At 64.8% G+C, this 22,844-nt stretch carries 24 protein-coding genes and 1 tRNA gene; 9 read left to right on the top strand and 16 right to left on the bottom strand.

Annotation, left to right across the window (positions count from 1 at the left end; all coding sequences use genetic code 11):
* Positions 1-5 precede the first annotated feature (5 nt).
* The gene (gene alaS / locus BLQ28_RS29475) at positions 6-2,630 is read right to left on the bottom strand and encodes an alanine--tRNA ligase (protein ID WP_093246879.1); all 2,625 of its coding nucleotides are present in this window, start codon (positions 2,628-2,630) and stop codon (positions 6-8) included.
* A gap of 253 nt (positions 2,631-2,883) precedes the next feature.
* Here alaS and BLQ28_RS29470 point away from each other — a divergent pair, with 253 nt between their 5' ends.
* The 4 genes from BLQ28_RS29470 to BLQ28_RS29455 all read left to right on the top strand — a co-directional run bounded on the left by BLQ28_RS29470 (position 2,884) and on the right by BLQ28_RS29455 (position 6,096).
* Positions 2,884-3,705, top strand: a complete 822-nt coding sequence (locus BLQ28_RS29470) for a ferritin-like domain-containing protein (RefSeq protein ID WP_093246878.1) — start codon at positions 2,884-2,886, stop codon at positions 3,703-3,705.
* Between the two features lie 77 nt (positions 3,706-3,782).
* Complete coding sequence (locus tag BLQ28_RS29465; RefSeq protein ID WP_143012602.1) at positions 3,783-4,127, top strand: hypothetical protein; 345 nt, start codon at positions 3,783-3,785, stop codon at positions 4,125-4,127.
* A 539-nt stretch (positions 4,128-4,666) separates the two neighbouring features.
* Positions 4,667-5,776 (top strand): alpha/beta hydrolase, encoded by a 1,110-nt coding sequence (locus tag BLQ28_RS29460; protein WP_176801263.1) that lies wholly within the window; start codon positions 4,667-4,669, stop codon positions 5,774-5,776.
* 95 nt (positions 5,777-5,871) lie between these two features.
* A complete protein-coding gene (locus BLQ28_RS29455; RefSeq protein ID WP_093246875.1) occupies positions 5,872-6,096 on the top strand; it encodes a hypothetical protein in 225 nt (74 codons plus the stop codon).
* Positions 6,097-6,105: 9 nt separating this feature from the next.
* Here the strand turns inward: BLQ28_RS29455 and BLQ28_RS29450 are convergent, their stop codons facing one another.
* From BLQ28_RS29450 to BLQ28_RS29405, 10 genes are all read right to left on the bottom strand, one after another.
* A complete protein-coding gene (locus BLQ28_RS29450; RefSeq protein ID WP_093246874.1) occupies positions 6,106-6,393 on the bottom strand; it encodes a hypothetical protein in 288 nt (95 codons plus the stop codon).
* A gap of 328 nt (positions 6,394-6,721) precedes the next feature.
* Positions 6,722-8,527 carry an ATP-binding response regulator gene (locus tag BLQ28_RS29445; RefSeq protein ID WP_093246873.1) on the bottom strand — a complete coding sequence of 602 codons (1,806 nt, stop codon included), beginning with the start codon at positions 8,525-8,527 and terminating at the stop codon, positions 6,722-6,724.
* A 226-nt stretch (positions 8,528-8,753) separates the two neighbouring features.
* Complete coding sequence (locus tag BLQ28_RS29440) at positions 8,754-9,605, bottom strand: hypothetical protein (RefSeq protein WP_176801262.1); 852 nt, start codon at positions 9,603-9,605, stop codon at positions 8,754-8,756.
* A 317-nt stretch (positions 9,606-9,922) separates the two neighbouring features.
* Positions 9,923-9,996: transfer RNA gene (locus BLQ28_RS29435), tRNA-Gly, on the bottom strand.
* Between the two features lie 110 nt (positions 9,997-10,106).
* Entirely contained in the window at positions 10,107-11,735 is a 1,629-nt protein-coding gene (locus BLQ28_RS29430) for a phospholipase D family protein (RefSeq protein WP_176801261.1), read from the bottom strand.
* Between the two features lie 157 nt (positions 11,736-11,892).
* Entirely contained in the window at positions 11,893-12,330 is a 438-nt protein-coding gene (locus BLQ28_RS29425; RefSeq protein WP_093246870.1) for a CBS domain-containing protein, read from the bottom strand.
* A gap of 44 nt (positions 12,331-12,374) precedes the next feature.
* Positions 12,375-13,430 carry a 2-oxoacid:ferredoxin oxidoreductase subunit beta gene (locus BLQ28_RS29420; RefSeq protein WP_093246869.1) on the bottom strand — a complete coding sequence of 352 codons (1,056 nt, stop codon included), beginning with the start codon at positions 13,428-13,430 and terminating at the stop codon, positions 12,375-12,377.
* Positions 13,427-15,313 carry a 2-oxoacid:acceptor oxidoreductase subunit alpha gene (locus tag BLQ28_RS29415; protein WP_093246868.1) on the bottom strand — a complete coding sequence of 629 codons (1,887 nt, stop codon included), beginning with the start codon at positions 15,311-15,313 and terminating at the stop codon, positions 13,427-13,429. Before BLQ28_RS29415 ends, BLQ28_RS29420 begins: the two co-directional genes overlap by 4 nt.
* Positions 15,310-17,109, bottom strand: coding sequence for an FAD-dependent oxidoreductase (locus BLQ28_RS29410; protein WP_093246867.1), 1,800 nt, complete (start codon positions 17,107-17,109; stop codon positions 15,310-15,312). The genes BLQ28_RS29415 and BLQ28_RS29410 overlap by 4 nt, the downstream gene beginning before the upstream one ends.
* 80 nt (positions 17,110-17,189) lie before the next feature.
* Complete coding sequence (locus BLQ28_RS29405; RefSeq protein ID WP_143012601.1) at positions 17,190-17,480, bottom strand: hypothetical protein; 291 nt, start codon at positions 17,478-17,480, stop codon at positions 17,190-17,192.
* On the opposite strand from BLQ28_RS29405, the gene BLQ28_RS29400 reads away from it, so the two are divergent.
* The 4 genes from BLQ28_RS29400 (at position 17,464) to BLQ28_RS29385 (ending at position 19,774) form a co-directional block, all read left to right on the top strand.
* Positions 17,464-17,679 carry a hypothetical protein gene (locus BLQ28_RS29400; RefSeq protein ID WP_093246865.1) on the top strand — a complete coding sequence of 72 codons (216 nt, stop codon included), beginning with the start codon at positions 17,464-17,466 and terminating at the stop codon, positions 17,677-17,679. The genes BLQ28_RS29405 and BLQ28_RS29400 overlap by 17 nt on opposite strands.
* Positions 17,680-18,093: 414 nt before the next feature.
* Positions 18,094-18,510: a hypothetical protein gene (locus BLQ28_RS29395; protein WP_176801260.1), complete on the top strand. Its 417-nt coding sequence runs from the start codon at positions 18,094-18,096 to the stop codon at positions 18,508-18,510.
* A 107-nt stretch (positions 18,511-18,617) separates the two neighbouring features.
* Positions 18,618-19,151 (top strand): nucleoside 2-deoxyribosyltransferase, encoded by a 534-nt coding sequence (locus BLQ28_RS29390; protein ID WP_093246864.1) that lies wholly within the window; start codon positions 18,618-18,620, stop codon positions 19,149-19,151.
* Between the two features lie 89 nt (positions 19,152-19,240).
* Complete coding sequence (locus BLQ28_RS29385) at positions 19,241-19,774, top strand: SGNH/GDSL hydrolase family protein (protein ID WP_143012600.1); 534 nt, start codon at positions 19,241-19,243, stop codon at positions 19,772-19,774.
* 20 nt (positions 19,775-19,794) lie between these two features.
* On the opposite strand, the gene BLQ28_RS29380 is transcribed toward BLQ28_RS29385, so the two are convergent.
* Positions 19,795-20,238 carry a MerR family DNA-binding protein gene (locus BLQ28_RS29380; RefSeq protein WP_093246862.1) on the bottom strand — a complete coding sequence of 148 codons (444 nt, stop codon included), beginning with the start codon at positions 20,236-20,238 and terminating at the stop codon, positions 19,795-19,797.
* On the opposite strand from BLQ28_RS29380, the gene BLQ28_RS29375 reads away from it, so the two are divergent.
* Positions 20,237-20,890, top strand: a complete 654-nt coding sequence (locus BLQ28_RS29375; RefSeq protein ID WP_176801259.1) for a glutaredoxin family protein — start codon at positions 20,237-20,239, stop codon at positions 20,888-20,890. The two genes, BLQ28_RS29380 and BLQ28_RS29375, sit on opposite strands and share 2 nt — an antisense overlap.
* 23 nt (positions 20,891-20,913) lie before the next feature.
* On the opposite strand, the gene BLQ28_RS29370 is transcribed toward BLQ28_RS29375, so the two are convergent.
* From BLQ28_RS29370 to BLQ28_RS29355, 4 genes are all read right to left on the bottom strand, one after another.
* On the bottom strand, positions 20,914-21,216 hold the full coding sequence (locus BLQ28_RS29370) for a hypothetical protein (RefSeq protein WP_256327506.1): 303 nt from the start codon (positions 21,214-21,216) through the stop codon (positions 20,914-20,916).
* Positions 21,217-21,454: 238 nt separating this feature from the next.
* The gene (locus tag BLQ28_RS29365; protein WP_093246860.1) at positions 21,455-21,820 is read right to left on the bottom strand and encodes a TfoX/Sxy family protein; all 366 of its coding nucleotides are present in this window, start codon (positions 21,818-21,820) and stop codon (positions 21,455-21,457) included.
* Complete coding sequence (locus BLQ28_RS29360) at positions 21,817-22,182, bottom strand: nuclear transport factor 2 family protein (RefSeq protein WP_093246859.1); 366 nt, start codon at positions 22,180-22,182, stop codon at positions 21,817-21,819. The genes BLQ28_RS29365 and BLQ28_RS29360 overlap by 4 nt, the downstream gene beginning before the upstream one ends.
* Positions 22,172-22,759 (bottom strand): TetR/AcrR family transcriptional regulator, encoded by a 588-nt coding sequence (locus tag BLQ28_RS29355; RefSeq protein ID WP_093246858.1) that lies wholly within the window; start codon positions 22,757-22,759, stop codon positions 22,172-22,174. The genes BLQ28_RS29360 and BLQ28_RS29355 overlap by 11 nt, the downstream gene beginning before the upstream one ends.
* Positions 22,760-22,844: the final 85 nt, after the last annotated feature.

Raw genomic sequence — 22,844 nt, 5'->3', positions numbered from 1 at the left:
GTTCGTCAGGCGCGTTCGGCAACCCAGGCCTGCACCGATTTCAGCGCGGCCGGAAGGCCAGCCGCATCGGTGCCGCCGGCCATGGCCATGTCGGCCTTGCCGCCGCCCTTGCCACCGACCTGCTGGGCCACGAAGTTGACCAGCTCGCCGGCCTTGACCTTGCCGGTGCTGTCGGCGGTGACGCCGGCCGCGATCTGCACCTTGTCGCCATCGGCGGCGGCCAACACGATCACGGCGGTCTTGAGCTTGTCCTTCAGCTTGTCCATGGTGTCGCGCAGCGTCTTGGCGTCGGCGCCGTCGAGCTTGGCGGCCAGCACCTTGATGCCGTTGACGTCGATGGCCTGCGCCAGCAGTTCGTCGCCCTTGGACGATGCGAGCTTGCCCTTGAGCGCGCCCACTTCGCGCTCCAGCGCCCTCACCTGCTCCAGCACCTGCGCAAGCCGGCCCTGCAGCTCGGCGGCCGGCGACTTGAGCGTGGCGGCCACGCTGTGCACGGTCGATTCGAGGTCTTGCAGGTACGACAGCGCGTTGGCACCGGTGACCGCTTCGATGCGGCGCACGCCGGCGGCCACGCCGCCTTCGCTGACGATCTTGAACAGGCCGATGTCGCCGGTGCGGCCGACGTGCGTGCCGCCGCACAGTTCGCGGCTGGTGCCGATGTCGAGCACACGCACGGTCTCGCCGTACTTCTCGCCGAACAGCATCATGGCGCCGGTCTTCTGGGCCGATTCCATGTCCATCACGCGCGCCTGCGTGGCGACGTTGGCGAGAATTTCAGCGTTCACGCGCTTCTCGATCTCGACGATCTGCTCGTGCGTGACGGGTGCGTTGTGCGCGAAGTCGAAGCGCGTCTTGTCGGCATCGACCAGCGAGCCCTTCTGCTGCACGTGGTCGCCGAGCACTTCGCGCAGGGCTTTGTGCATCAGGTGGGTGACCGAGTGGTTGCGCATGGTGGCGGCGCGGCGCGCGGTGTCGACCGCAGCCTTGACCGCATCGCCGACCTTGAGCGTGCCCTGCGTTTGCGTGCCGTGGTGGCCGAACACGTCGGCCTTGATCTTCAGCGTGTCTTCGACGCCGAACTGAACGCCTTCGGCGATCAGCACGCCCTGGTCGCCGACCTGGCCGCCGCTCTCGGCGTAGAACGGCGTGGTGTCGAGCACGACGATGCCGCTCTGGCCTTCTTTCAGCTCCTGCACGGCCGTGCCTTCGAGGTACAGCGCGACGACCTTCGCGTTTTCTTCGAGGTGGTCGTAGCCGGTGAAGATGTTGCCCGCGCCGGTGTATTCGACGTTGCGGTCCATCTTGAACTTGCCGCCCGCACGGCCTGCCGCCTTCTGCTTTTCCATGGCGACGTTGAAGCCGGCTTCATCGACGCTCACGCCGCGTTCGCGGCAGACGTCGGCCGACAGGTCGAGCGGGAAACCGTAGGTATCGTGCAGCTTGAAGGCGACTTCGCCCGGCAGCGTCTTGGCGCCGCCGGCCAGGGCCGCGTCGAGGATTTCCATGCCGTTGGCCAGCGTCTCGAAGAAGCGTTCTTCTTCTGCCTTCAGCGTTTCGGTGATGCGCTTTTCATCGGCCACGAGCTTGGGGTACGCGTCGCCCATCAGCTTGACGAGGTCGGGCACCAGCTTGTGGAAGAACGGCTTCTTCTGGCCCAGCTTGTAGCCATGGCGGATGGCGCGGCGAACGATGCGGCGCTGCACGTAGCCGCGGCCTTCGTTCGACGGGATGACGCCGTCGGCCACCAGGAACGAGGTGGCACGGATGTGGTCGGCGATCACGCGCAGCGAGTTGTTGCCCAGATCCTTCTCGCCGGTTTCGCGGGCGGCAGCCTTGATGAGCGCATCGAAGATGTCGATCTCGTAGTTGCTGTGCACGTGCTGCAGGATGGCCGCCAGGCGCTCCAGGCCCATGCCGGTGTCGACGCAAGGTGCGGGCAGTTTCTTGACCGAGCCGTCGGGCTGCATGTCGAACTGCATGAACACGTTGTTCCAGATCTCGATGTAGCGGTCGCCGTCTTCATCGGGCGAGCCGGGCGGGCCGCCGGGGATCTCGGGGCCGTGGTCGTAGAAGATCTCGGAGCACGGGCCGCACGGGCCGGTGTCGGCCATCATCCAGAAGTTGTCGGACATGTAGCGGCCGCCCTTGTTGTCGCCGATGCGCACGACGCGCTCGGGCGGCAGGCCGATCTCTTTGGTCCAGATGTCGTAGGCCTCGTCGTCCTCGATGTAGACGGTGGCCCAGAGTTTTTCGGCCGGCAGCTTGTAGACCTGGGTCAGCAGCTCGAAGGCCCAGGTGAGCGATTCGCGCTTGAAGTAGTCGCCAAAACTCCAGTTGCCCAGCATCTCGAAGAAGGTGTGGTGGCGCGCGGTGTAGCCCACGTTCTCGAGGTCGTTGTGCTTGCCGCCGGCGCGCAGGCACGCCTGGACCGAGGCGGCGCGCACGTAGGGGCGCTTGTCTTCACCGAGGAACACGTCCTTGAACTGGACCATGCCCGAGTTGGTGAACATGAGGGTCGGATCGTTGCCCGGCACCAGCGAGCTGGAGGGCACCACCGTGTGGCCCTTGGAGGCGAAGAAATCGAGAAAGGTCTTGCGGATGTCCGCGACCGTGAATGTGGGCTGGCTCATCTTTGGATTCGTCTTCTGTCGAGGGCGGCCCTGCGATGGCGACCTCTCGTCGAACCCACTGCGGCGAACCGGCCTAACTGCTTGATTTGCTTGAACAAACGATTATAGGTTTGGCTATGGCGCCCGGCCCCGACAGGGGCAAACTGCATGATCCGGGCGCCGCGGCTAATATGGCGCGCTGAAGCGACTCGGTCGAACCAAAGACGGTCGGCTTCGTCCTATTCATATGTACGACATGAATCAAGGAGCCCGAATGGCACGTCAAGAGGCCGAACACTGGAAGATCGAGGATCTCGATTTCTCGCGCATCGCGCTCGACGAGGTGCGTCCGGACGAGAATCTTTTCTACCTGGTGACTTCCGCCTCGTTCATCGAAAGCGGGTCGGACCTTTACACGCACAACCTGGTGGACTTCTTCCGGGGCGACGACGAGGTCACCGACTGGCTCTCGAACTACTGGGAAGCCGAAGAACTGCAGCACGGCAAGGCATTGCGCGCCTACGTGCGCCATGTGTGGCCGGAGTTCGAATGGGACAGGGCCTACAACGGCTTTCTCGAGGAGTACGCGACCTATTGCAAGGTCGAGCTGCTGGCCCCCACCCGCGCCCTCGAAATGACCGCGCGCTGCGTGGTCGAGACCGGCACCGCCACCTACTACCGCGCCATGGCCCGCAGCACCACCGAGCCGGTGCTGCGCGACCTCGCGACCCGCATCGCGACCGACGAGGTCAATCACTACAAGCACTTCTACCGCTTCTTCCGCCGCTACCGCGAGCAGGAGCGGCTCAGCCGCTTCCGCGTGTTCGGCACCATCGGGCGGCGCACGCTGGAACTCAAGAGCGAAGACGCCGACTGCGCGATCCGCCACGTGGTGAAGGCCCGCGCGCCGGCCCGTGCCGAAGACACGGCCTATGTGCAGCAGCTGAGTGCGCGCATGAACAGCACCATCCGAACCAATCTGAGCGCGGGCACGACGCTCAAGATGCTGATGCGCCCGCTGGAGCTTCCGGCGCGGGTGCAGACGGTGATCCAGTACCCGATCAAGCAGTTCATGCAGCATGTGTTTTTGCGCTGAGCGCGGCCGCCGCTTTCCAATCCCATGGCGGGGCTTCGGGATCTTCCTTTAACGAGCAGCGCACCACGCCCGCCGAATTGAGCGCCGCTCTTTTGCATTCGGATTCGATGTTCGACCACCACGACAGTCACGAGCAGCCCTACACCGTGCACCTCGACGGCACGAGCCTTTCGCTGCGGGATCTCATGGAAGTGCGCTTCACGTTCATCCGGGTGCTGGAGCAGCGCATCGGCGGGCCTGCCCAGGTGCTCAAGTGCTACCGGGCGTGGGCAAGCCAGATGGAGTCCGGCGCCCGGACCATGGCAGAGGCACAGATCGCCAGCGCGCGCGCCTGGCAGGAGGCCTGGGAGCACGCGAGCGAAGTGACCGTGCCGCTGCTCAGCCATCCGCAGACCACAGTGTTCCGCTTCGAGCTTTGCTGACTCGCCCCCGCGGTCGGGGCAAAAAAAACCCAGCGCAAGGCTGGGTTGAACCTCTTGAGTGCTGTCACACACAGAGAACTCGCACTTCGAAGCGAGTCCACAAAATCTAGGCCCTCGGACAACATCGCCGTGTCAGACAGGACCGACACTTCCGGCGCGCGGACCCGAGAAAGCACATGCCTGCATGCATAAGAACTGCCAAATTGTTCACGTTTTTAAGAGTGTCCTACGGCAACTGTCTATTTCTGACTGACATTGGCCGGGCCGCTCGCAGCCGACCATGGCGGTGCTGTCACGCAACAGGGCCGCATAGAAGAAGAGCTCTCTGTTCGTACTTAGAGTGCCCACCAGGGCTCCTCGAACCCGCTTCGGCGGGTATTTTTTTGCCCGCAGCATTCCCACCCCTGCCTTGCCGGGCCCCAGGTTCGCTTCAGCGCACCTTCAGTTCGCCTTCAGGCCGATGGCAAGCCCCGCGGATACCGTCAGGTCACGCATCCGGCAACGGTGCAAAGCCCGATTTTTCCCTGACGGAGCCCTTCTTGTTTTCACCCAGATTCCATTCCGAACAGCGCAGGCACCTGCTGCGCGCCGCGACCGCATTTCCGGCCGGACTTCTTCTTGCGAGCTGCGGCGGCGGCGGAGGCTCTGGCGACGGCGGCTTCGGCACGTTTCCACCAACCCCGCCCACGTCCACCACGGCCAAAGTCACCGATCGCCGCATCCTCGTGGCGCCCGACGTTTCGCTGCACGTGCGGGACTGGCAGTCGGACCGCCTTGGCGGCACCACGTTCGTGCTGCTGCCGGGCTTCGGCGCCACGGCCGCGCACTTCAACAGCCTTGCGCTGGCACTGGCGCAACGCGGGCGCGCAATCGCCATCAGCTGCCGCGGGTTCGGCCAGTCGGACAAGCCACTGCCCGACGCCACCCATCCCTACGACACCGACACGCTGGTCCACGACGTGCACGAGGTGCTCGAAGCCCTCGGCATCGGCCGCATCGTGCTTGCCGGCCATTCGATCGCGGGCAACCAGGTCACGCGCTTTGCCGGCCGCTATCCGGAACGCGTGCGCGGTTTGGTCTACCTGGACACCAACTTCGACTACACCACCGCCACGCCCGATGGCAGCAAGGAGGGCGAATCCGACAACCCCGCGCTGACGGAGCCCTCGCCCACCGATGCCGACAACGCCTCGGTGGCAGCGGCCATCGCCTTCAACAAGCGCATCAACCAGAGCTGGTCGGCGCCGATGGAGGCCGACCTGCTCGACAAACTCCAGGTGAACGCCGACGGCAGCGTCCAGAACAACACGCCCGCCGAGGTGATGGCGGCCATGTACAAGGCGGCCCGGCTGTTCTCGCCGGACTACCGCCCCCTGCGCACGCCCGCCCTGGCGCTGACGACGCTGCCGGGGGACCGGCAGCACATGTTTCCATGGCTACCGGCCCGGATCGATGCCGCGACGGAAAAAGACGCGAGCGACATGCTTCAGCTCTTCCAGGCCGCGCGCACGAAAGACGCCGCGCAGTTGCTCGCGGCGCTGCCGCCCGGCAGCCTGCAAAAGACTTTCCAGCCGGCCAACCACACCGATTTCTTCATTGCCCACGAAGCCGAGGTGCTGGGGCTGATCGACGCCATGGCCTGGCGGTAAGCCTGCCGGCACCAGGGGTTTGAATCCGGATGGCCGGCGGCTGCGTACGCAGTCCACAGGGAGGACATCAAGCAAACCATGAGGGGTGTCCACGAATGAGTTATGAGCACATTTGTGCGCGGTTCAACGTGCCGGCCAAGAAGGGAGCCCGGGTCCGGTTTCAGGATCACCTGGGCACCGTCACCACCGTGCGCGGGCTGATGGTCCGGGTCCGGCTCGACGGCATGAAATGGTCCCGGCCGTACTCGCCGAGCGATCTGCAATGGCTCGATGCGGAAACGGAGGGCCCTGCGGACCCCCAGCAACCGCTCCACAGCTAGCGCACCGGGTTACGGCGCGGAGGACGTCAGCCCCGGCTTGCGGCTTCCGTCCAGCGAATACAGCTGCGGCCGTTCGTCCGCAACGCTGTCCGCGGGGCCGTGTTCCGGGCCGCGCGGCTGCCGGTAGAGCTCGTTCTCCAGACGCCGCACGCGCTCGGCATACATCCGGGCCAGCGCACTGTGGTGCTCGGCCGCGGCCTGGTGCTCGATGCGCGCCATCTGTGCCTCTTCCAGCAATGCCGACGCACGCCGGAGGTACGCGGTATGGCTCGGGCGAAACAAGAAGTCGAACGTCATTTCACGCTCCTTCCCGCAACAGTGCGGTAAAGCGATATTCCTCCCGGATGGCACAGTACGTCTGTCGGCGGGCGCCCTACCTTTTCACTGCAGGCACGGTGCTTTTTGCCTAATAACACACGGTCGTGACGCGTTTTCCCTGGTTGATGGGGACAATGCTGTGGAAAACCGTGTGCGCATTGCGCGAAAGCCTTGCCTGGCGTGGCCTGCAACGCGGTGCCTGCGAAAGAGGCAGCCGCCGGATTTTTTTCGATGCCGGCAAGATTCAGGCCCGCACAGTGGTCTTTGCGCATCACTCCGGCCGCCCAACCAGCGCTTTCGGGGCGGCTCAGGGCTGGTTGTTCCCGGGCGCCGCGCCTCCGACGAGCAGCTTCTCGACCCAGCTTCGCAATGCCTCGACCTCGACCGGCTTGTGCAAGACCGGAATCGAGCGGGCCGCGGCTTCGATCAGGCGCGCCGGGTCGGTGTCGCCGCTGACCAGCAGCGCGGGAATGGCGTCGTCGTTGTATTCCTCGTGCACCCGGTCGATGGCTTCGATGCCGGTCTCGTGCTCGCGCAGGCGATAGTCGCTCACGATCAGGTTGGGCTTGCCGGGCACGTCGGCGATCAGCGCCACCAGCTCCGACACACCCGGTGCCGCAACCACGCGGTGCCCCCAGCTTTCGAGCAGCAGCTGCAGCCCTTCGCGGTTCTGCGCGTCGTCGTCGACCACCAGGATCAACTGGCCCTTGGCCGGCCTTGTGTCGAGCAGCGGCATCTCGCCCGCCGTCGCACCGAGGGCGCCTGCCGCCACGGGCGCTTCCACCACCGATGCCCGCTTCGACTCGACGCTCAACAGGAACGCCGTGCCACGCCCCTCGATCGAGCGCATCGCCAACGCGTGCCCCAGCAGCGCGGCCGTCCGGCGCACGATGGCCAGGCCCAGGCCGAGCCCTTTGCTGCGGTCGCGCTCGGGGTTCTGCAGCTGGTGGAACTCCCAGAAGATGCGCTCGTGCTCGTGCGGCGGAATGCCCGGCCCCGTGTCCCAGACCTCGATGCGGACGCACCCGCCACGCATGCGGCAACCGATCAGCACGCGCCCGCCGGGCGTGTGGGCGATCGCGTTGCTGATCAGGTTGCGCAGGATGCGCTCCAGCAGCATCGGGTCGGAGTAGACCCACGCCTTGCTGTGGCGCACCTTCAACGCCAGCCCCTTTTGCTGGGCCTGCGGCGTGTATTCGGTGCGGATCTGGTCAAGCAACCGGTCGAGCGGAAAGTTCTGAAGCCGCGGATGGATCACCCCCGCGTCCAGCCGCGAGATGTTGAGCAAGGCATCGAACAGATGCCCCATGGCGGCACTCGCCTTGGTGATGTTCTCGACCAGATAGCGCCCGTGCTCCGACAGCCGCTCGTTCGTGAGCAAACCCAGGAAGAGGCTCATCGCATGAACCGGCTGCCGGAGGTCGTGGCTCGCCGCCGCCAGAAAGCGCGACTTCTCGAGGTCGCTGCGCTCGGCGGCCTCCTTCTCGAGCCGTACCTGCTGCAGCAGCGCCAGGTTTTCATAGCTCAGCTGCAATGCATTCAGGTGCGTCCGGTTCATGCGGTGGATGAAAGCGACCGTCGCGACCAGGTAAGCGACGCCGCTCGCGACCAGCGCGAGATTGACCGCCGACGGCTGGGTCGCAAGCGCGATGAACGTCGGCGCGAAGGTCGGCACCAGGAACGCATAGACCGCCGACAGCACCATGTAGTTGGAATAGATGGCGCCCGTGCCCAGACCGAACAGGACCACGATGAAGAACAGCTGGTATTCGAGCGGGACGAAGAAAGTCCAGTAGGCAAACGGCAGCCCCCACAACACGCCCGACGCGACGTTGCCGGCCACCATCTGCCGCAGCCATCGCTCGCCCGCGCCGGGGCGTTGGCGCACCCGGTAGAAGTACAGCATGGCGACAAACCTGCAGGCCGCCACGAACACCGTGGCCGACAGCCAGACCGTGACCTGTGTCCTCGGGACCACGGCGAGCATCACATAGGCCACCACGCACGCCGACACCACCGAGCCGCCCAACGCGAACGGGAAGCTGCGCAGCAGCACGGAGATCTGCACCTCGAAGACGCGTTGGCTGTCGATGGTCCGGGAAAGGTTGGTCATGCGAGGTCCGGGGTTCTTGGGGGTACGGGGTGCGGTTGGGCGTCGTGTGCAGGCCAATCAGCGCGCTGCCTGCCGCATGGCTGCGAGATGTTCGGTTCGCTGAATCACACCGCAGGCAGCAAAAAGCCCGCATGAAGCGGGCTTTCGGTCACACGCCCGGACGCACGGGGCGCGGGAGGCAAATGAAGGCGTCGGGGCCCATGCCCGCTCGACGCGCCCCATCTGCTTACTGCGGCAAGAGCGACACCGTCGCGATGTACTTGTAGCGCGTATCGACAGGCTGGGCTTTCACTTCGATGGAGCCGCTCATGGAACCGGTCATCACCGTGCCGCTCACAAGCTTGTCGGTCTGCGTCGCGACGGCGAGCAACTTGGTCGTACCCGACGACGTCACGGTCCAGGTGACGGGAATGTTGGACTCCACCTGCACCACCGCGCCATCCAGCGCAACGAACTGCATCGTCTTGCCTGAACTCACGCTCGTCATGCCCCGGATGTCCTTGACTGGGGTGCCGTTCATCTTGGCCGTCAGGGTGACGTCGGCCGCGTACTCCAGCTTGTACGGAAATTCACCACCGGTGAGCTTGTACTCGGCCGCACAGGCCGGGTCCTTGCACAGCCTGAGCTGCAGCTTGCCGCTGTAGACGCCCGGCGCCATCCCCGCTTTGGGCGTCAGGTATCCGGAATAGGCACCGTCCGGGCCCTTCGTGACCGTGAAGCCTCCCCATTGGGTGCTCAGGACCTGCTGCGAATCGACGATGACCGGATACACGGTGCCGACCGGGTCGCGACTGAGCTTTGCCTTGATCAGCACCGGTGTGGGCTGGGGGTAGTTGCTGCTCGCGATGAAGAAGCCGTCCAACGAACCGTCGAACGTCACGGCAATCGCATCGTCTCCCGCTGAGGAGAGGTCCGATGGATTCGGTCCGCCCGTAGAGGTGGGAACCCCTGCGCCCGGACCGAGGCCGGCGACCGGGAAACCTCCTCCGCCGCCGCCACCACCACCACCGCCGCAGGCAGAAATGGACAGCACAAGACAAGCCAGGAGGGCCGACGGCCCTCCGCGATCAATCAGCATGTGAACTCCTCGATTTTCTTGTTTGAGCTTGCCGAGCAGCGCGGCAGGCCTTCCTTGGGATATGTCTCCCGGAATTAATCATCTCAGAAAATTGTGAAATCCCGGGTGCCTGCGGACGCGCCTTGGCCTGGGTTTTCCCCGCTGCAAGCTGCAAGCCGTTGGCTCCCGGCCCTGGTCGCGGTGCGTGTGGTGCTGGTGTCCCGTAAAGGCATCGGCCACCGCCGGCGTGGTCGGGTTGGCGCTCGTTGATGCTGCGGGTATTTCGGGGGATCGATGCCGACCGCGCTTGCGGCAGGTTCAGGTCATCGGTGGGATGCTGGAGCGGGTGAAGGGAATCGAACCCTCGTATGAAGCTTGGGAAGCTGCCGTTCTACCATTGAACTACACCCGCATTGTCCGACTCGCTGATCCTAGCGAGTCGTCGACCCAAGCGCCGGATTCTACAGAGGAAGAACGGCGCCGAATTTTCGAATCGCCAGGGCCACCGGAAGCAGCCCTGCCCTACAACTCCTGCACCGGAATAAACGGCGCCAACAAGCGCAGCCGCCAGCGCTGCCAGGCGCTGGTCTCGGGCGGCACGTCGTACACCGTCTGCTTGCCGTCGTCGCCAAGCTCCACCCATTCGACGTTCTGCCCGTTGGCGCTCAGGCGCAGCGTGTAGGAGCTGCCGGCGTCCGCAAAACTTTCGAGCTGCCGCGCCATTTCTTCGCTCTCGATGATCAGGCCCAGTTCGGTGTTGAGCACGGCCGAGCGTGGATCGAGGTTCATCGAGCCGAGAAAAACCTCCTTGCGGTCGAGGATCGCGTTCTTCATGTGCAGCGCGCCGGTCCGGTGGCCGAAGATGCCGAGCTTGTGGCGCTTCACGCTCAGCGAGGGGCTGATCTCGAAGATCTTCACGTCGGCCTTGAGCAGTTCCTTGATGTGGGCCCAGTAGCCCACGTAAACCCACGGCTCGTCGGTCGAGGCCAGCGAATTGGTCACCAGCTCTACGCTGATCCCGGCCTTGCGCGCGCCCACCAGGCTGTTGACCGAACCCTCGCTCGGCACGAAGTAAGGCGACACCATCTTGATGTCCTTGTCCGCCGTCCTGAGCCACTGAATCACACCTTCGGTGACGGTGCCCTTGATCGAGTTTTCTTTCTCGTTCAGGCCTTCCGTCTTCGTCAGCGGATCGAACAGGACGCGGGCCTTGGCCCACAACAGCGGGCTCAGTCGATGGTTGGCCAGCTCGAACGGCAGGTTGAGCATGGGCACGAGATCGGGCGCCACCGAAGTCGGCTCGCCCTCGCCCGGGTGCAGCGGCCTGCCGTCGGCGGGTATTTCGCTCGCCTCGGGCGGCTTCGCGCTCGCGGTCTGCTGCTCGAAGTTGCTCTGCAGTTGCGCGCGAGTCAGCCCGGTGTGCGCGATGCGCTGCAGGGGAAACACGACCTCGCTGTTCCAGTAGTGATCGAACTCGCTGGACAGGTCGCGCACCACGGGCCCGGCCACGAAGGTGTCCATGTCGATGAAGTTGGCGCCCTGCGCGTTCATGACGTATTCGTCGGCCATGTTGCGGCCACCGGCCACGGCGGCCACGTTGTCCGCGACGAAGAGCTTGTTGTGCATGCGCCGGTTCACGCGGCGAAACTCCAGGCCCGAGCTGATGAAGCGGGTGATCTCGCTGCCGCGACCGCCAGGAAACGGATTGAACAGACGCACTTCCATGTTCGGATAGCTGGCAAGCCCCAGCAGCAGATCGTCTTCGCCGGCCGTGTACAAATCATCGACCAGCAGGCGAACGCGAACGCCGCGCGCGGCGGCGTCCCGCAGTGCGCGCATCAAGGTGCGGCCGGTGTTGTCGCCTTGCAGCAGGTAGTACTGCACGTCGAGGCTGCGCGCTGCGAGCCGGGTCAGCTCGATGCGCGTCGCAAACGAATTGGGGCCGTAGGGTTGGAGCTGGAACCCCGAGCGGCCGTCCGTGGGCAATACCTTCTGCGTGATCGTGGCAAGGGGTGTCTGCGCATAGTCGGCAATGGCCGACGTGGGTGCGCTGGGAACCTGTGGCGGCAAGCTCGAGCAGGCCGCCAGCAAGAGAGCGAAGCCCAGTGCGAGCACCGGGCGGCAGATGGGTGCGAGGAGGTTCCGAAGCATCTTTTTCATCCCTGACCTTCCGTGGATTCGGACAGCCGGATCATGAAGCAGATCGCTCCGGTTCGGGCACCGTGGCCAGTGCGTTTACCTGGCCCGCATGCCCCTTCGCACGTTGCCATCGGATTCGCGATGGACGGGCATCGCCCTCCTGATGGATCTAACCCAGTGCGTCGTTCACCTGCTCGCGGAATTCGGTCAGGCTGACGGCTGTTCCGATCTCTCGCGGCAGCGCATCGCGCACCGAAAACACGCCGAGGATCTTCGTTCCGGCCACCAGCGGCAGATGGCGAAAACCTCGCTCGAGCATCAGCACCACGGCATCGGACACCAGCGTCTCCGGTGGCACGCAGATCGGGTTGGGTGTCATGACCTCGCGCACCGCCGTGTGATCGGGGTCGAGCCCCCGGGCCAGCACGCGGGTCATGAGGTCGCGCTCGGTCAGGATGCCCAGCAGCGTGTCGGGCAGTTCCATGACGAGCACGCTGCCGCAGTTGGCGCGCGTCATCACGCAGGCGGCATCGCGCACGCTGGCCTGCGGGCCCAGGCTGACCGCGTGCTTGCGCGAGATGGACTGAAAAACAGTGCGCTCGGCCATGGTGCGCCCTCCGAAGGAGACGTTATGGTGCGCCTGGCCTTGGCTCAGCGCAAGGAGTTGTTGAGCCGCTCCAGTGCCTGGGCACCGGGGCAGAGCTGGTCCGGCCCCAGCGAATTGAGCGGCCGGTCGCTGGTGTTGAGCGCCGTGTGCAAATCGGTGGCCAGCGGGTCGACGTAGAGCAGGCCCGTCACCACCTCGCCCATCTCGTGATGCCGCTGCATGTAGGCCATGGCGGCATAGCGGTCGCTGGGGTCGTAGTCGGGGTGCAGGCTGCGCAGGCGCAGCAGCGTGCCGTCGTGCTGGCGCACGTCGACCACTTCGCCCGCGCCCATGTCGACGGTGATTTCTTCGCGCCCGCTGATGAAGTCGATCCGGCTCACCGCCTCGTTGTGCTCGCGCACGTAGTCGTAGCTCTTGGTGCTGCCAGGATGGTTGTTGAAGGCAACGCAGGGGCTGATGACGTCGATGAACGCCGCGCCGCCATGGCTGATCGCCCCCTTGATCAACGGCACCAGCTGCGCCTTGTTGCCCGAAAAGCCGCGCCCCACGTAGCTGGCGCCCAGTTGCAGCGCCATGGCCACGAGGTCCACCGGGCTGTCGGTGTTGACGACGCCCTTCTTGCTCTTGGAGCCCTGGTCGGCCGTGGCCGAGAACTGGCCCTTGGTCAGGCCGTAGACGCCGTTGTTTTCCACGATATAGGCCATGCGCACGCCGCGCCGCATCGCATGGGCGAACTGGCCCAGGCCGATGGACGCCGAATCGCCGTCGCCCGACACGCCCAGGTACAGCAGATCGCGGTTGGCCAGGTTGGCGCCGGTCAGCACGCTGGGCATGCGGCCGTGCACGGTGTTGAAGCCGTGCGACGCGCCCAGAAAATAGTCCGGCGTCTTGGAGCTGCAACCGATGCCCGAGAGCTTGGCCACGCGATGCGGCTCGATGTCCAGCTCCCAGCAGGCTTCGATGATCGCGGCGGAAATCGAATCGTGGCCGCAGCCCGCGCACAGCGTCGAAATTTTTCCCTCGTAGTCGCGCCGCGTGTAGCCGACCTTGTTGGTGGCCAGCGTCGGGTGGCGCAACCGGGGCTTGGCAAGGTAGGTCATGCGGACTCCTTCGTATCGGTGGCACGCGGCGCCTGCATCTGCCGCACGTGCGTGCTGATCGCCTCGACGATGAAGCGCGCGGTGATGGGCGTGCCGTCGAAATGCAGAACCCGGATCAGCCGGGCCGGGTCGATCTCGAGTTCGTTGACCAGCAGGCTGCGCATCTGCGCATCGCGGTTCTGCTCGACCACGAACACCTGCGTGTGCTGCGCCAGGAACTCCACCACGCTCTCGGGGAAGGGAAACGCACGCAGCCGCATCGCGTCGAGGTGGATGCCGCGTTCTTCCAGTGCCTCCAGCGCCTCGTGCATCGACGGGCTGGTCGAGCCGAAATAGATCACCCCCAGTTCGGACTTCTGCGCCGCTGGCCGGAGCACCGGCTGCGGCACCATCGTGGCCGCGGTCGCGAACTTCTTCAGCAGCCGCTCCACGTTGTAGACGTAGTCCACGCCGCGCTCCGAATAACGGGCGTAGGCATCGCGTGTCGTGCCGCGGGTGAAGTAGCTGCCCTTGGTCGGGTGCGTGCCGGGCAGCGTGCGCCAGGGAATGCCGTCGCCGTCCACGTCCTTGTAGCGGCCGAAGTCGCGGCCCGCCTCCAGTTCCTCGGCACTCATCACCTTGCCGCGGTCGTAGGCCACGCTGTCGTCCCACTCGAAGGGTTCGCACAGGCGCTGGTTCATGCCGATGTCCAGGTCGGTCATCAAGAACACCGGCGTCTGCAGCCGGTCGGCCAGGTCGAGCGCCGCTGCCGCGTGCGCAAAGCACTCGTGCGGATCTTCGGGAAACAGCAGCACGTGCTTGGTGTCGCCATGCGAGGCATAGGCGCACGACAGGATGTCGGCCTGCTGCGTGCGCGTCGGCATGCCGGTGGACGGGCCACCGCGCTGCACGTTGATGAGCGTGATGGGGATCTCGGCAAAGTAGGCCAGCCCGATGAACTCGGTCATCAGCGAAATGCCCGGCCCCGAGGTCGGCGTGAAAGCCCGGGCGCCGTTCCATCCTGCCCCCACCACCATGCCGATCGACGCCAGTTCGTCTTCCGCCTGCACGATGGCAAAGCGGTGCTGGCCAGTGGCCGGATCGACGCGGAATTTGGTGCAGTACTTCTGGAAGGCCTCGGCCACCGAAGAAGACGGCGTGATCGGGTACCAGGCCGCCACCGTGGCACCGCCGTACACGCAGCCCAGCGCCGCGGCGCTGTTGCCATCCACGAAGATGCGGTTGCCCACCCGATCGGCGCGCCGCACCCGAAGCCCCAGCGGCTCGCGCAGGTTCTCGCGTGCGAAGTCGCAGCCCAGGTGCAGCGCCTGCACGTTGGAGGCGAGCAGTTTCTCTTTGCCCTTGTACTGCTCGCCGAACAGCTTCTCGACCACCTCGGGCTCGATGCCCAGCAGGATGGCCAGCGCGCCCACGTAGACGATGTTCTTGAACAACTGACGCTGGCGCGGGTCTTGATAGACCGCGTTGCAGATCTCGGTCAGCGGCATGCCGATCACGCGGATGTCGGTGCGGAATTTCGACGGTGGCAGCGGCCGCGTGCTGTCGTAGAAGAGATAGCCGCCGGGCTCCAGTTCGGCCAGGTCGGCGTCCCAGGTCTGCGGGTTCATCGCCACCATCATGTCGGTGCCGCCGCGCCGGCCCAGGTGGCCCTGCTCGGTCACGCGCACCTCGTACCAGGTCGGCAAGCCCTGGATGTTGCTGGGGAAGATGTTGCGCGGGCTCACCGGCACGCCCATGCGCAGGATGGCCTTGGCGAACAGCTCGTTGGCCGACGCCGAACCCGAGCCATTGACGTTGGCGAACTTGATGACGAAGTCGTTGACCGCCTCGATCTGCGGAACGGCGTTGACGCTCGCGCCTGCAGGCGGAAGCACGGCGCTCATTGCGCCACCTCCTGCCCTGCCTGCGTCATCTTCAGCAAGAACTTCTGCATGTCCCACGCACCTGTGGGACAGCGCTCGGCGCACAGGCCGCAGTGCAGGCAGACGTCTTCGTCCTTGACCATCACGCGGCCCGTCTTGAGCCCGCCCGACACGTACAGATCTTGCGCAAGGTTCAGCGCCGGCGCCTTGAGCCGAGGCCGCAGCTCGGCCTCTTCGGCGTTGTCGACGAAGCTGATGCAGTCCATCGGGCAGATGTCGACGCAGGCATCGCATTCGATGCAGGCAGTTTCGGTAAAGACGGTCTGCACATCGCAGTTCAGGCAGCGCTCGGCCTCCTTGAATGCGGTGGCGGCGTCGAAGCCCAACTCCACCTCGACACGGATGCTGGCCAGTGCCGTCTCGGCCTTGGCCCACGGCACCTTGTAGCGCAGGTCGTTGGAGGTGTCGTTGTCGTAGCTCCACTCGTGGATGCCCATCTTCTGCGACACCAGGTTGGTCATGGGCGCCGGGCGAACGTAGATCGGCTCGGCGCGCAGCAGCTTGTCGATCGACACGGCCGCCTCGTGGCCATGGGCCACGGCGGTGATGATGTTCTTGGGACCGAAGGCCGCATCGCCACCGAAGAACACGCGCGGCACCGTCGACTGGAAGGTGTCCTTGTCGAGCGTCGGCAAGCCCCACTTGTCGAAGCCGATGCCGCAGTCGCGCTCGATCCACGGGAAGGCGTTTTCCTGGCCCACCGCGACCAGCACTTCGTCGCATTCGAAGAAGGCGTCGGGCTCGCCCGTGGGCACCAGCGTGCGGTGGCCCTTGTCGTCGTATTCGGCGCGCACGACCTCGAACAGCATGCCCTTGAGCTTGCCCTCTTCATGCACGAAGGCCTTGGGCACGTGGAAGTTGATGATCGGAATGCCCTCGTGCTGGGCATCTTCCTTCTCCCAGGGCGAGGCCTTCATTTCGTCGAAGCCGCTGCGCACAATCACCTTCACGTCAGTGCCGCCCAGCCGGCGGGCCGAGCGGCAGCAATCCATCGCCGTGTTGCCACCACCCAGCACGATCACGCGCTTGCCGATGCTGCTGACGTGGCCGAACGAAACGGAGTTGAGCCAGTCGATGCCGATGTGGATGCTGGCCGCCGCTTCCTGGCGGCCGGGCACGTCGAGATCGCGTCCGCGCGGCGCACCGCAGCCGACGAAGATCGCGTCCCATCCCTGCGCCATCAGCGCCTTCATCGAATCGATGCGCTCGCCGCCGCGGAACTCCACGCCCAGGTCCAGCACGTAGCCGGTCTCTTCATCGATCACCGACTCCGGCAAGCGAAAGCGCGGGATCTGCGTGCGGATGAAGCCGCCGGCCTTGGCTTCGCCGTCGAACACCGTCACCTCGTAGCCCAGCGGCGCAAGGTCCCGCGCGACGGTGAGTGAAGCCGGCCCCGCGCCGATGCAGGCGATGCGCTTGCCGTTCTTCGGCGCCAGCGTCGGCATGCGCGCGTGCACGTCGTCCTTCATGTCGGCGGCCACGCGCTTGAGCCGGCAGATCGCCACCGGCTCAGGGTCTTTCGCGTTGCTTTCCTCCACCCGCCCACGCCGGCAGGCCGGCTCGCAAGGCCGGTCGCAGGTGCGACCGAGAATGCCGGGGAAAACGTTGGAGGCCCAGTTGATCATGTAGGCGTCGCTGTAGCGGCGCTGCGCGATCATGCGGATGTACTCGGGGACGGGGGTGTGCGCCGGGCAGGCGTACTGGCAATCGACGACCTTGTGGAAGTAGGCCGGATTTGCAATGTTGGTTCGCTGCAATGCGTGTCTCCTGGACGACCGCCCGGGACCCCGGAGGAGCCCGACATGTGGCTTGGCGCGAGTATGCGCCGCACCAGTGATCAGCAAGCCTCGGTGAAATCCCGCAACAACGAAAGTCTTCGCCTGATGCCGATGCCCGACTGCAGGCCGGCCGGTGCACCTGTCCGAATGAAGCGCCACGGCGCCGAAGCCACCTGCGCCGAGGTGGTTGTACGTGGCTGCACGTGCATCGCGAAATCCAGGCGCCCATAATGCCTCGCGGCCACCACGCCAGAGGCCGCCTTCATCCGCAGGCCTTCGCCCTGCCACACGGGCCCCGGCCGCATTTCTTCCTGGCGTTTACGGGACGACACCATGAGCGTATTGCACATGTTTCTACCGGCATGCGAACCCGCACGCAGCGAGGTGCTGGCGCAGTTCATCAAGACACATCACGTGCCCCGCCACCTCGTCAAAGGCATCGCACGCAGGAACCGGAGCGACCCCGAACCCACCGATTCGGCCGGCGCGTTGCAAGAGCAGCAACAGGCGCCATCGCAGGCAGCACAGGTAGCGGCTGCACCGGAATAACCGACGCGCTTCGGCGCCCGGGTGCCAAGGGGCACGAAAACCGGAGCGCCTTCTTTGCACGGACGACTTCTTCGGCCAGACAGGCCGGTGGGTTGCTGCGCGACGACGCAACAGCCAGCGAGTGAGTTCCGGCACCGATTCGAGTATCGGGCTCGGTGGATTTGCTGCTCCTGGCAGCAAGGTTCGCTCCTGTTGCGCCTCGAGGTATGACGGCTGCAAGCCTTGCGGCCCGCCATCTGCTGCACCTGCAGAAGCATTTCCGAATGGTTCAGCTCGATAGAAAGCTGTATATTTAAACAGTATTCTCAAGGAACCACCATGCCAAAGAGAACCGTGAAGCGCCGCCTCTCGTGGCTGCCTGCATTGACCCGCCCTTCGCAGCACTGACTGCCAGGCCCTGAAAGCGAGACCTCGATGAATCAAGCTCAACTTTTCAGCCCTCCAACGATCGAGCCGAAGCAGGCCCCGATCGTTTCCTGGACGGAACCCGAAGACGACGACGTTCCCTTCCGGTTCGAAGATGACGACGACGAACCGGCGCCCGGTGTCGCCTACACCGTGCGCCTTGCCGACTGTCCGTATCCCGACGCCAATGTCGTCAAGACGGCCGTGGAGCGCTTCCGGCGCGAACTGGATCGGCAGCTGGCCGGCGATGTGCTGCAGGTCATGCGCGCCTTCCAGAATGCCAGCGAGTCGGGCGAAAGCGACCTGTCGAAAGCCGAGATCGCACAAGCCAAGCGCTGGGCCAAGGCCTACGACGCAGCGCGGACCGCGGGCTTTCGCGACCTCGGCGATGTGGACGAAGCGTATTTCGAGGTCAAGCCGGCCTAGCGCATCCGGCGCAGCTTGCATCGCCAGTTCCTCCATGCCGCGGGTGATCAAGCCTCTCGCAATGACAGCGCTTTTTTGCCGGCAATCGGCGCTGCATACTGCAAGCCATGACCACCACCCGCCCGCGCGTCTACCTCGCCGGCCCGGATGTGTTTCGACCGGACGCCGTGCAGCACATGAAGGCGCTCGCCCACGCATGCGAAGCGCTCGGCATGCGCGCGCTCATTCCTTCCGATGACGGCGCGGCCGCGGCCGGCCTCGAAGGGCCAGCGCTGGCCCGTGCAATCTACAACGTGAACATGGGGCTGCTGAGCGAGGCGCAGGGCGTCATCGCCAATCTGGTTCCGTTTCGCGGTGCCGAGCCCGATTCGGGGACGGTGTTCGAGGTCGGCGTGGCCATCGCGCTGGGCCTGCCGGTGGTGGCCTACGGCGTCGATCAAACCAGCTACGCCGCGGGCATTCCGGCGCACCGGGACGCAGCGAAGGTACTTCGCGACGCAGCGGGAATGGCGGTCGAAGACTTCGGCCTTCCGCTGAACCTGATGCTGTCTTGCGCCGTCACCTTTGCTGGTTCTGCGGAAGAAGCGCTGCGGGCGTTGGCCGGCGTGCTGCTCGCACCTTCGAATGCGGACACCGGCTGATGCATGGCTCGTCTTTCGAGCCTTGCCGAGCTACAGCAACAGCTTAGCGATCGCGTCGGTGATGCGAAGCGATGACACTGGAGCGCCTCTTGAATCTTCCCGACCTGATCCGTGCCTCTTTGATGCCTCCCGCCACGCCGAATGGTTTTCTCGTGCCGGGCGTGGCCCTGTACGGCGACAGCATCATGGCGAATGGCATCGCGCCGCGCCTGCAGGCAGTGGGCGTCGCGGTCAATGACCTTTCGCAGTCCGGCGACTCGGCCGCCAATGCATGGCGCCGCTTCGCCTATGACCTTCGCACCATGCAGACCGTCGTACTTCAGCACGGCACGAACGACCTTTCAGCGGGCCGCGATCCGTTGCCGTACCTGCGACGCATGGCAACTCGTGCGATCACCGAAGGCCGTCGCGTGGTGCTCATCGGCATCACGCACCGCGAACTGCGCTGTGCCTACAGCTGGATCCGGGCGAACGACGACATCGGGCAACTGGCCACAGAGTTGAAGTGCACGCACGCCGGATGGAACGGTGTCGCCTACTCCTCCGACGACCTGATACACCCCGACGCGGCCATGGCCGACCGCCTCGTGGCCCGTCTCGTGGAGGCACTCTCTCAGGCATAGACGGTTCACCGACCGCGTGCTTAACAGCCGGCGAAACCTTTGAGATCGGCCAACTCATCCAGGATGGGGCACTCCGGGCGTTGGTCTCCTTCACAGCAATTGGCCAGGCGCTCCAGCAGGTGCTTCATTCGCGTGAGCTCCTCGATCCGCAGGGCAAGGTCGTCTGCCCGCGCGAGGGCGACGCGCTTCACGTCGAAGCTCGCGCGATGGCCGTCTTTCCACAGGGAGAACAGCTCGACGACTTCCTGGGTTTCGAAACCCAGGTCATGCGCCCTTCGCACGAAACGCAATGCCGATACAGCGCGCGCGTCATATCGTCGGCCGCTCGCATCGACGTACGTCATGCCGCCAAGCAACCCGAGAGACTCGCAATCGTGCAGCAGTTGCGCAGACGCGCCGGAGCGCGCAACGACTTCGGAAAGGGTCAAGCGCTGTGGAGCAGCAAGTGCAATGGGGTCGTCCATGGAGATCTCCTTCCAGTTAAAGAAAGTCGAACTCTCGGCCTTCACACGATGCGAAAGTCAAGGGGCACTGCGCGAACGCTCCCGAGCCAAACGCAGCCTTGCGACCCGGTGCTATTCTTCGCGCCGCCCTTCACTCCAGGTGTTCCAGATGCGGCTTCATCCCATGCTTGCACTCGTGCTTCTTCTTGCAAGCGCCGCATCCGCTGCCGAAGGCCCTGCAGCGACGACAACGACGCTCTACAAGTCGACGGGCCCCGATGGACGGACGATCTACAGCGACCGTCCGCAACCCCAGGCACAAATCTCGAAGACGTTGACATTCAAGAACCTGCCGGGCAGCCCCCTGTCCGCAGAGACCCTTGCGTATGTCGAACAGCTGCGCAAGTCGGCGGACGCCCGCGCATCCGCACCACCACCGCGCGACACGGTGCTTTTCTTTGCCAACTGGTGCGGTTACTGCAGGCAGGCCAGGGCCTATCTGGCAGCCAGGAACATCGGCTATCGCGGCATCGACATAGACACCGCCGAAGGCAAGCTGGCCTATGCCCAACTGGGAGGCAACAACGGTGTGCCGCAGCTGTACGTGAACGGGCAAGGCGTGACCGGCTTCACCGCTGATGCCTACGACGCGTTCTTCAAGTCGCGAAAGTAGTCGGGCCCTATCCACGATGCACTTCACGCGAAGACGCGTGGCTCTACTTGCTGCCGAATCTGGCGGAACTGGTCGTTGGCTGCGTCGCCCACGGACACAGCGGCCTGCGTGCTGGTCGTGGCCTTGATGGCTGCCTGCTGCTGTGCATTCGCGCTGCCTGGTATGTAGCCGGCGACGCCCGCTGCCGCGGCGGCCACCGAGTTCGCACCCAGCGCCACACCGCCGCTCTGCGTGACCACCGCGCCGAAGCCGATGGCCGTGCCCTGCGAGACGTTCTGCGCCTTGGCTAGACAAGTTGCCAGACAAACTGCATCGCGCGGGCACAAGGCAGCATCATGTCGATCCCGGTTCAGGTACCGCACTGATCACCAGAGCACGCGCCGACCGCTCTCGAAGGCCTGCACGTCCTGCGCGAGGCTATCCGGGAGCTCTACCGCCCGCAAGTTCAGCAGGTCTGGCGCTAGTCACTCGTGTCGAATTGCGGACCGCCTGAGTTCGATCCCAATCGACCGCTCTACAGCCAGAGCATGAACTGCGCCGCAGCATCGAATATGCAGTTGGCGGCTACCCACGCTTCGCTGATCGACTACGCTGCCGCGCAGCAAGTGCAGCGCAGTGAGCTTCGTTCGCCCAGCGGCCGAGTTCATCGGGGTCATCTACTACGTCGCAAGGTGCCTCGTAGTACGTCGCGACCGTTACCTTGTCAGTTCGTCCTGCATAGGTAAACGGCGCAGCGCCCAAGGCCTCGAAGTTCGGACGCGTCTTGTCATTCACGCGCAGATAAAGCGAGCCCTTCATGACGAACCCGAACTGGACACCAGCTACAACCAGGCCAGCACCGCCGAAGAAGCGCGAGACGCTGATGGCCCCCAGTGTCTTGATGCGCTCGGCGAAATCCAGAGCCAGTTCGCGGGCCGAAACGACGCTCATGCCGACGGCTCCTCGCTCGCAACATGGAAGAAGCCGCTGATCGCTTGAAGGCGCCCATCCTTGGCCAGCGCACCGAAACTGGTGCCCGTCTGCAGCACAGCGCCGCCGGGCCCTTGCAATACCCATTGCGCAAGCGAGCGATCATGGTGGTGCAGGACAGATCGGATGCTGAAGCACGCGCCCGGCACGCCGCGCTGGAACTCGCCCATATAGTCGGACAACGCCAAGCGCCCATGGATGAGACCGTTCGGATCGCAGTAGGTGACCTCTTCAGCAAGACAGGCGATCAGTTCCGAACCTCGCTTATCGGCGTCGAGGGACCAGATAGCGGCATAACGTTTCCATAGGGCATCAGGCGTCACGGCGAACCTCCAGGTTGTCAAACTCATCGAGAACGAGCCGCTCGAGCCCGGCCTTGTCGCAGCCCGCACGAATCAGCACCAGTATTCCTTGATAGAGCGCCAGGAGCTTGAGTGCGCCCCGCATAGGATCAACCTCACCACGCAACGAGCCATCCTGGCGAGCCGCGCTCAACCTTTCGGCAAAGGTCACGGCCAGGATGCGTATGCCTTCGTCGACACCAGCATGGGCGCCTTCCTCGCAGCCCAACTCCACAGCTGAATTTGTGATGAGACAACCATAGGACTCATCGTTCGGCTCGTGCAGCAGTGAAATAAACAGGGCGCGCAGACCGGGCAGGCCCGCGGTTGCAGGCGCGTGGCAGTCGAGTCGACGTCGCAGCACAGTGCGGTTGTAGTGCGCAAAGGCCGCATCGAAAACGCCGGCTTTGTCGCCGTAGCTGTTGTAGATGCTGCCTGCCTTCAGACCGGTCGCAGCCTCAAGATCCCGGATCGAGACGGCTTGATAGCCTTTGCGCCGGAAGGCTTGCATCGCGCTGCTGAGAACAGCGTCTTCATCGTAGGTTCGGAAGCGTCCCATGGGAATTTTTCTTTAGCAGTCTTTTTAATATAAGTGATCAAAAAATGTGCGTCAATCAGTTGGGCAACCCGAAAACCGAGTCGAC

The sequence above is a fragment of the Variovorax sp. EL159 genome, assembly GCF_900100965.1.
Classification (GTDB): Bacteria; Pseudomonadota; Gammaproteobacteria; order Burkholderiales; family Burkholderiaceae_C; genus Variovorax.
Note: the sequence above shows the minus strand (reverse complement) of the source record. Positions and strands in the feature narration are given on the sequence as shown.

Bases quoted from the DNA above. Each gene is read 5' to 3' on its own strand.
- BLQ28_RS29365 (WP_093246860.1), bottom strand. From the start codon at position 21,820: ATGAGCGTCGTTTCGGCCCGCGAACTGGCTCTGGATTTCGCCGAGCGC.
- BLQ28_RS29420 (WP_093246869.1), bottom strand. From the start codon at position 13,430: ATGACCTACCTTGCCAAGCCCCGGTTGCGCCACCCGACGCTGGCCACC.
- BLQ28_RS29470 (WP_093246878.1), top strand. From the start codon at position 2,884: ATGGCACGTCAAGAGGCCGAACACTGGAAGATCGAGGATCTCGATTTC.
- BLQ28_RS29455 (WP_093246875.1), top strand. From the start codon at position 5,872: ATGAGTTATGAGCACATTTGTGCGCGGTTCAACGTGCCGGCCAAGAAG.
- BLQ28_RS29445 (WP_093246873.1), bottom strand. From the start codon at position 8,527: ATGACCAACCTTTCCCGGACCATCGACAGCCAACGCGTCTTCGAGGTG.
- BLQ28_RS29355 (WP_093246858.1), bottom strand. From the start codon at position 22,759: ATGGGACGCTTCCGAACCTACGATGAAGACGCTGTTCTCAGCAGCGCG.
- BLQ28_RS29440 (WP_176801262.1), bottom strand. From the start codon at position 9,605: ATGCTGATTGATCGCGGAGGGCCGTCGGCCCTCCTGGCTTGTCTTGTG.
- BLQ28_RS29395 (WP_176801260.1), top strand. From the start codon at position 18,094: ATGAATCAAGCTCAACTTTTCAGCCCTCCAACGATCGAGCCGAAGCAG.
- BLQ28_RS29405 (WP_143012601.1), bottom strand. From the start codon at position 17,480: ATGTGCAATACGCTCATGGTGTCGTCCCGTAAACGCCAGGAAGAAATG.
- BLQ28_RS29430 (WP_176801261.1), bottom strand. From the start codon at position 11,735: ATGCTTCGGAACCTCCTCGCACCCATCTGCCGCCCGGTGCTCGCACTG.
- BLQ28_RS29450 (WP_093246874.1), bottom strand. From the start codon at position 6,393: ATGACGTTCGACTTCTTGTTTCGCCCGAGCCATACCGCGTACCTCCGG.
- BLQ28_RS29380 (WP_093246862.1), bottom strand. From the start codon at position 20,238: ATGGACGACCCCATTGCACTTGCTGCTCCACAGCGCTTGACCCTTTCC.
- alaS (WP_093246879.1), bottom strand. From the start codon at position 2,630: ATGAGCCAGCCCACATTCACGGTCGCGGACATCCGCAAGACCTTTCTC.
- BLQ28_RS29400 (WP_093246865.1), top strand. From the start codon at position 17,464: ATGAGCGTATTGCACATGTTTCTACCGGCATGCGAACCCGCACGCAGC.
- BLQ28_RS29425 (WP_093246870.1), bottom strand. From the start codon at position 12,330: ATGGCCGAGCGCACTGTTTTTCAGTCCATCTCGCGCAAGCACGCGGTC.
- BLQ28_RS29375 (WP_176801259.1), top strand. From the start codon at position 20,237: ATGGAGATCTCCTTCCAGTTAAAGAAAGTCGAACTCTCGGCCTTCACA.
- BLQ28_RS29390 (WP_093246864.1), top strand. From the start codon at position 18,618: ATGACCACCACCCGCCCGCGCGTCTACCTCGCCGGCCCGGATGTGTTT.
- BLQ28_RS29415 (WP_093246868.1), bottom strand. From the start codon at position 15,313: ATGAGCGCCGTGCTTCCGCCTGCAGGCGCGAGCGTCAACGCCGTTCCG.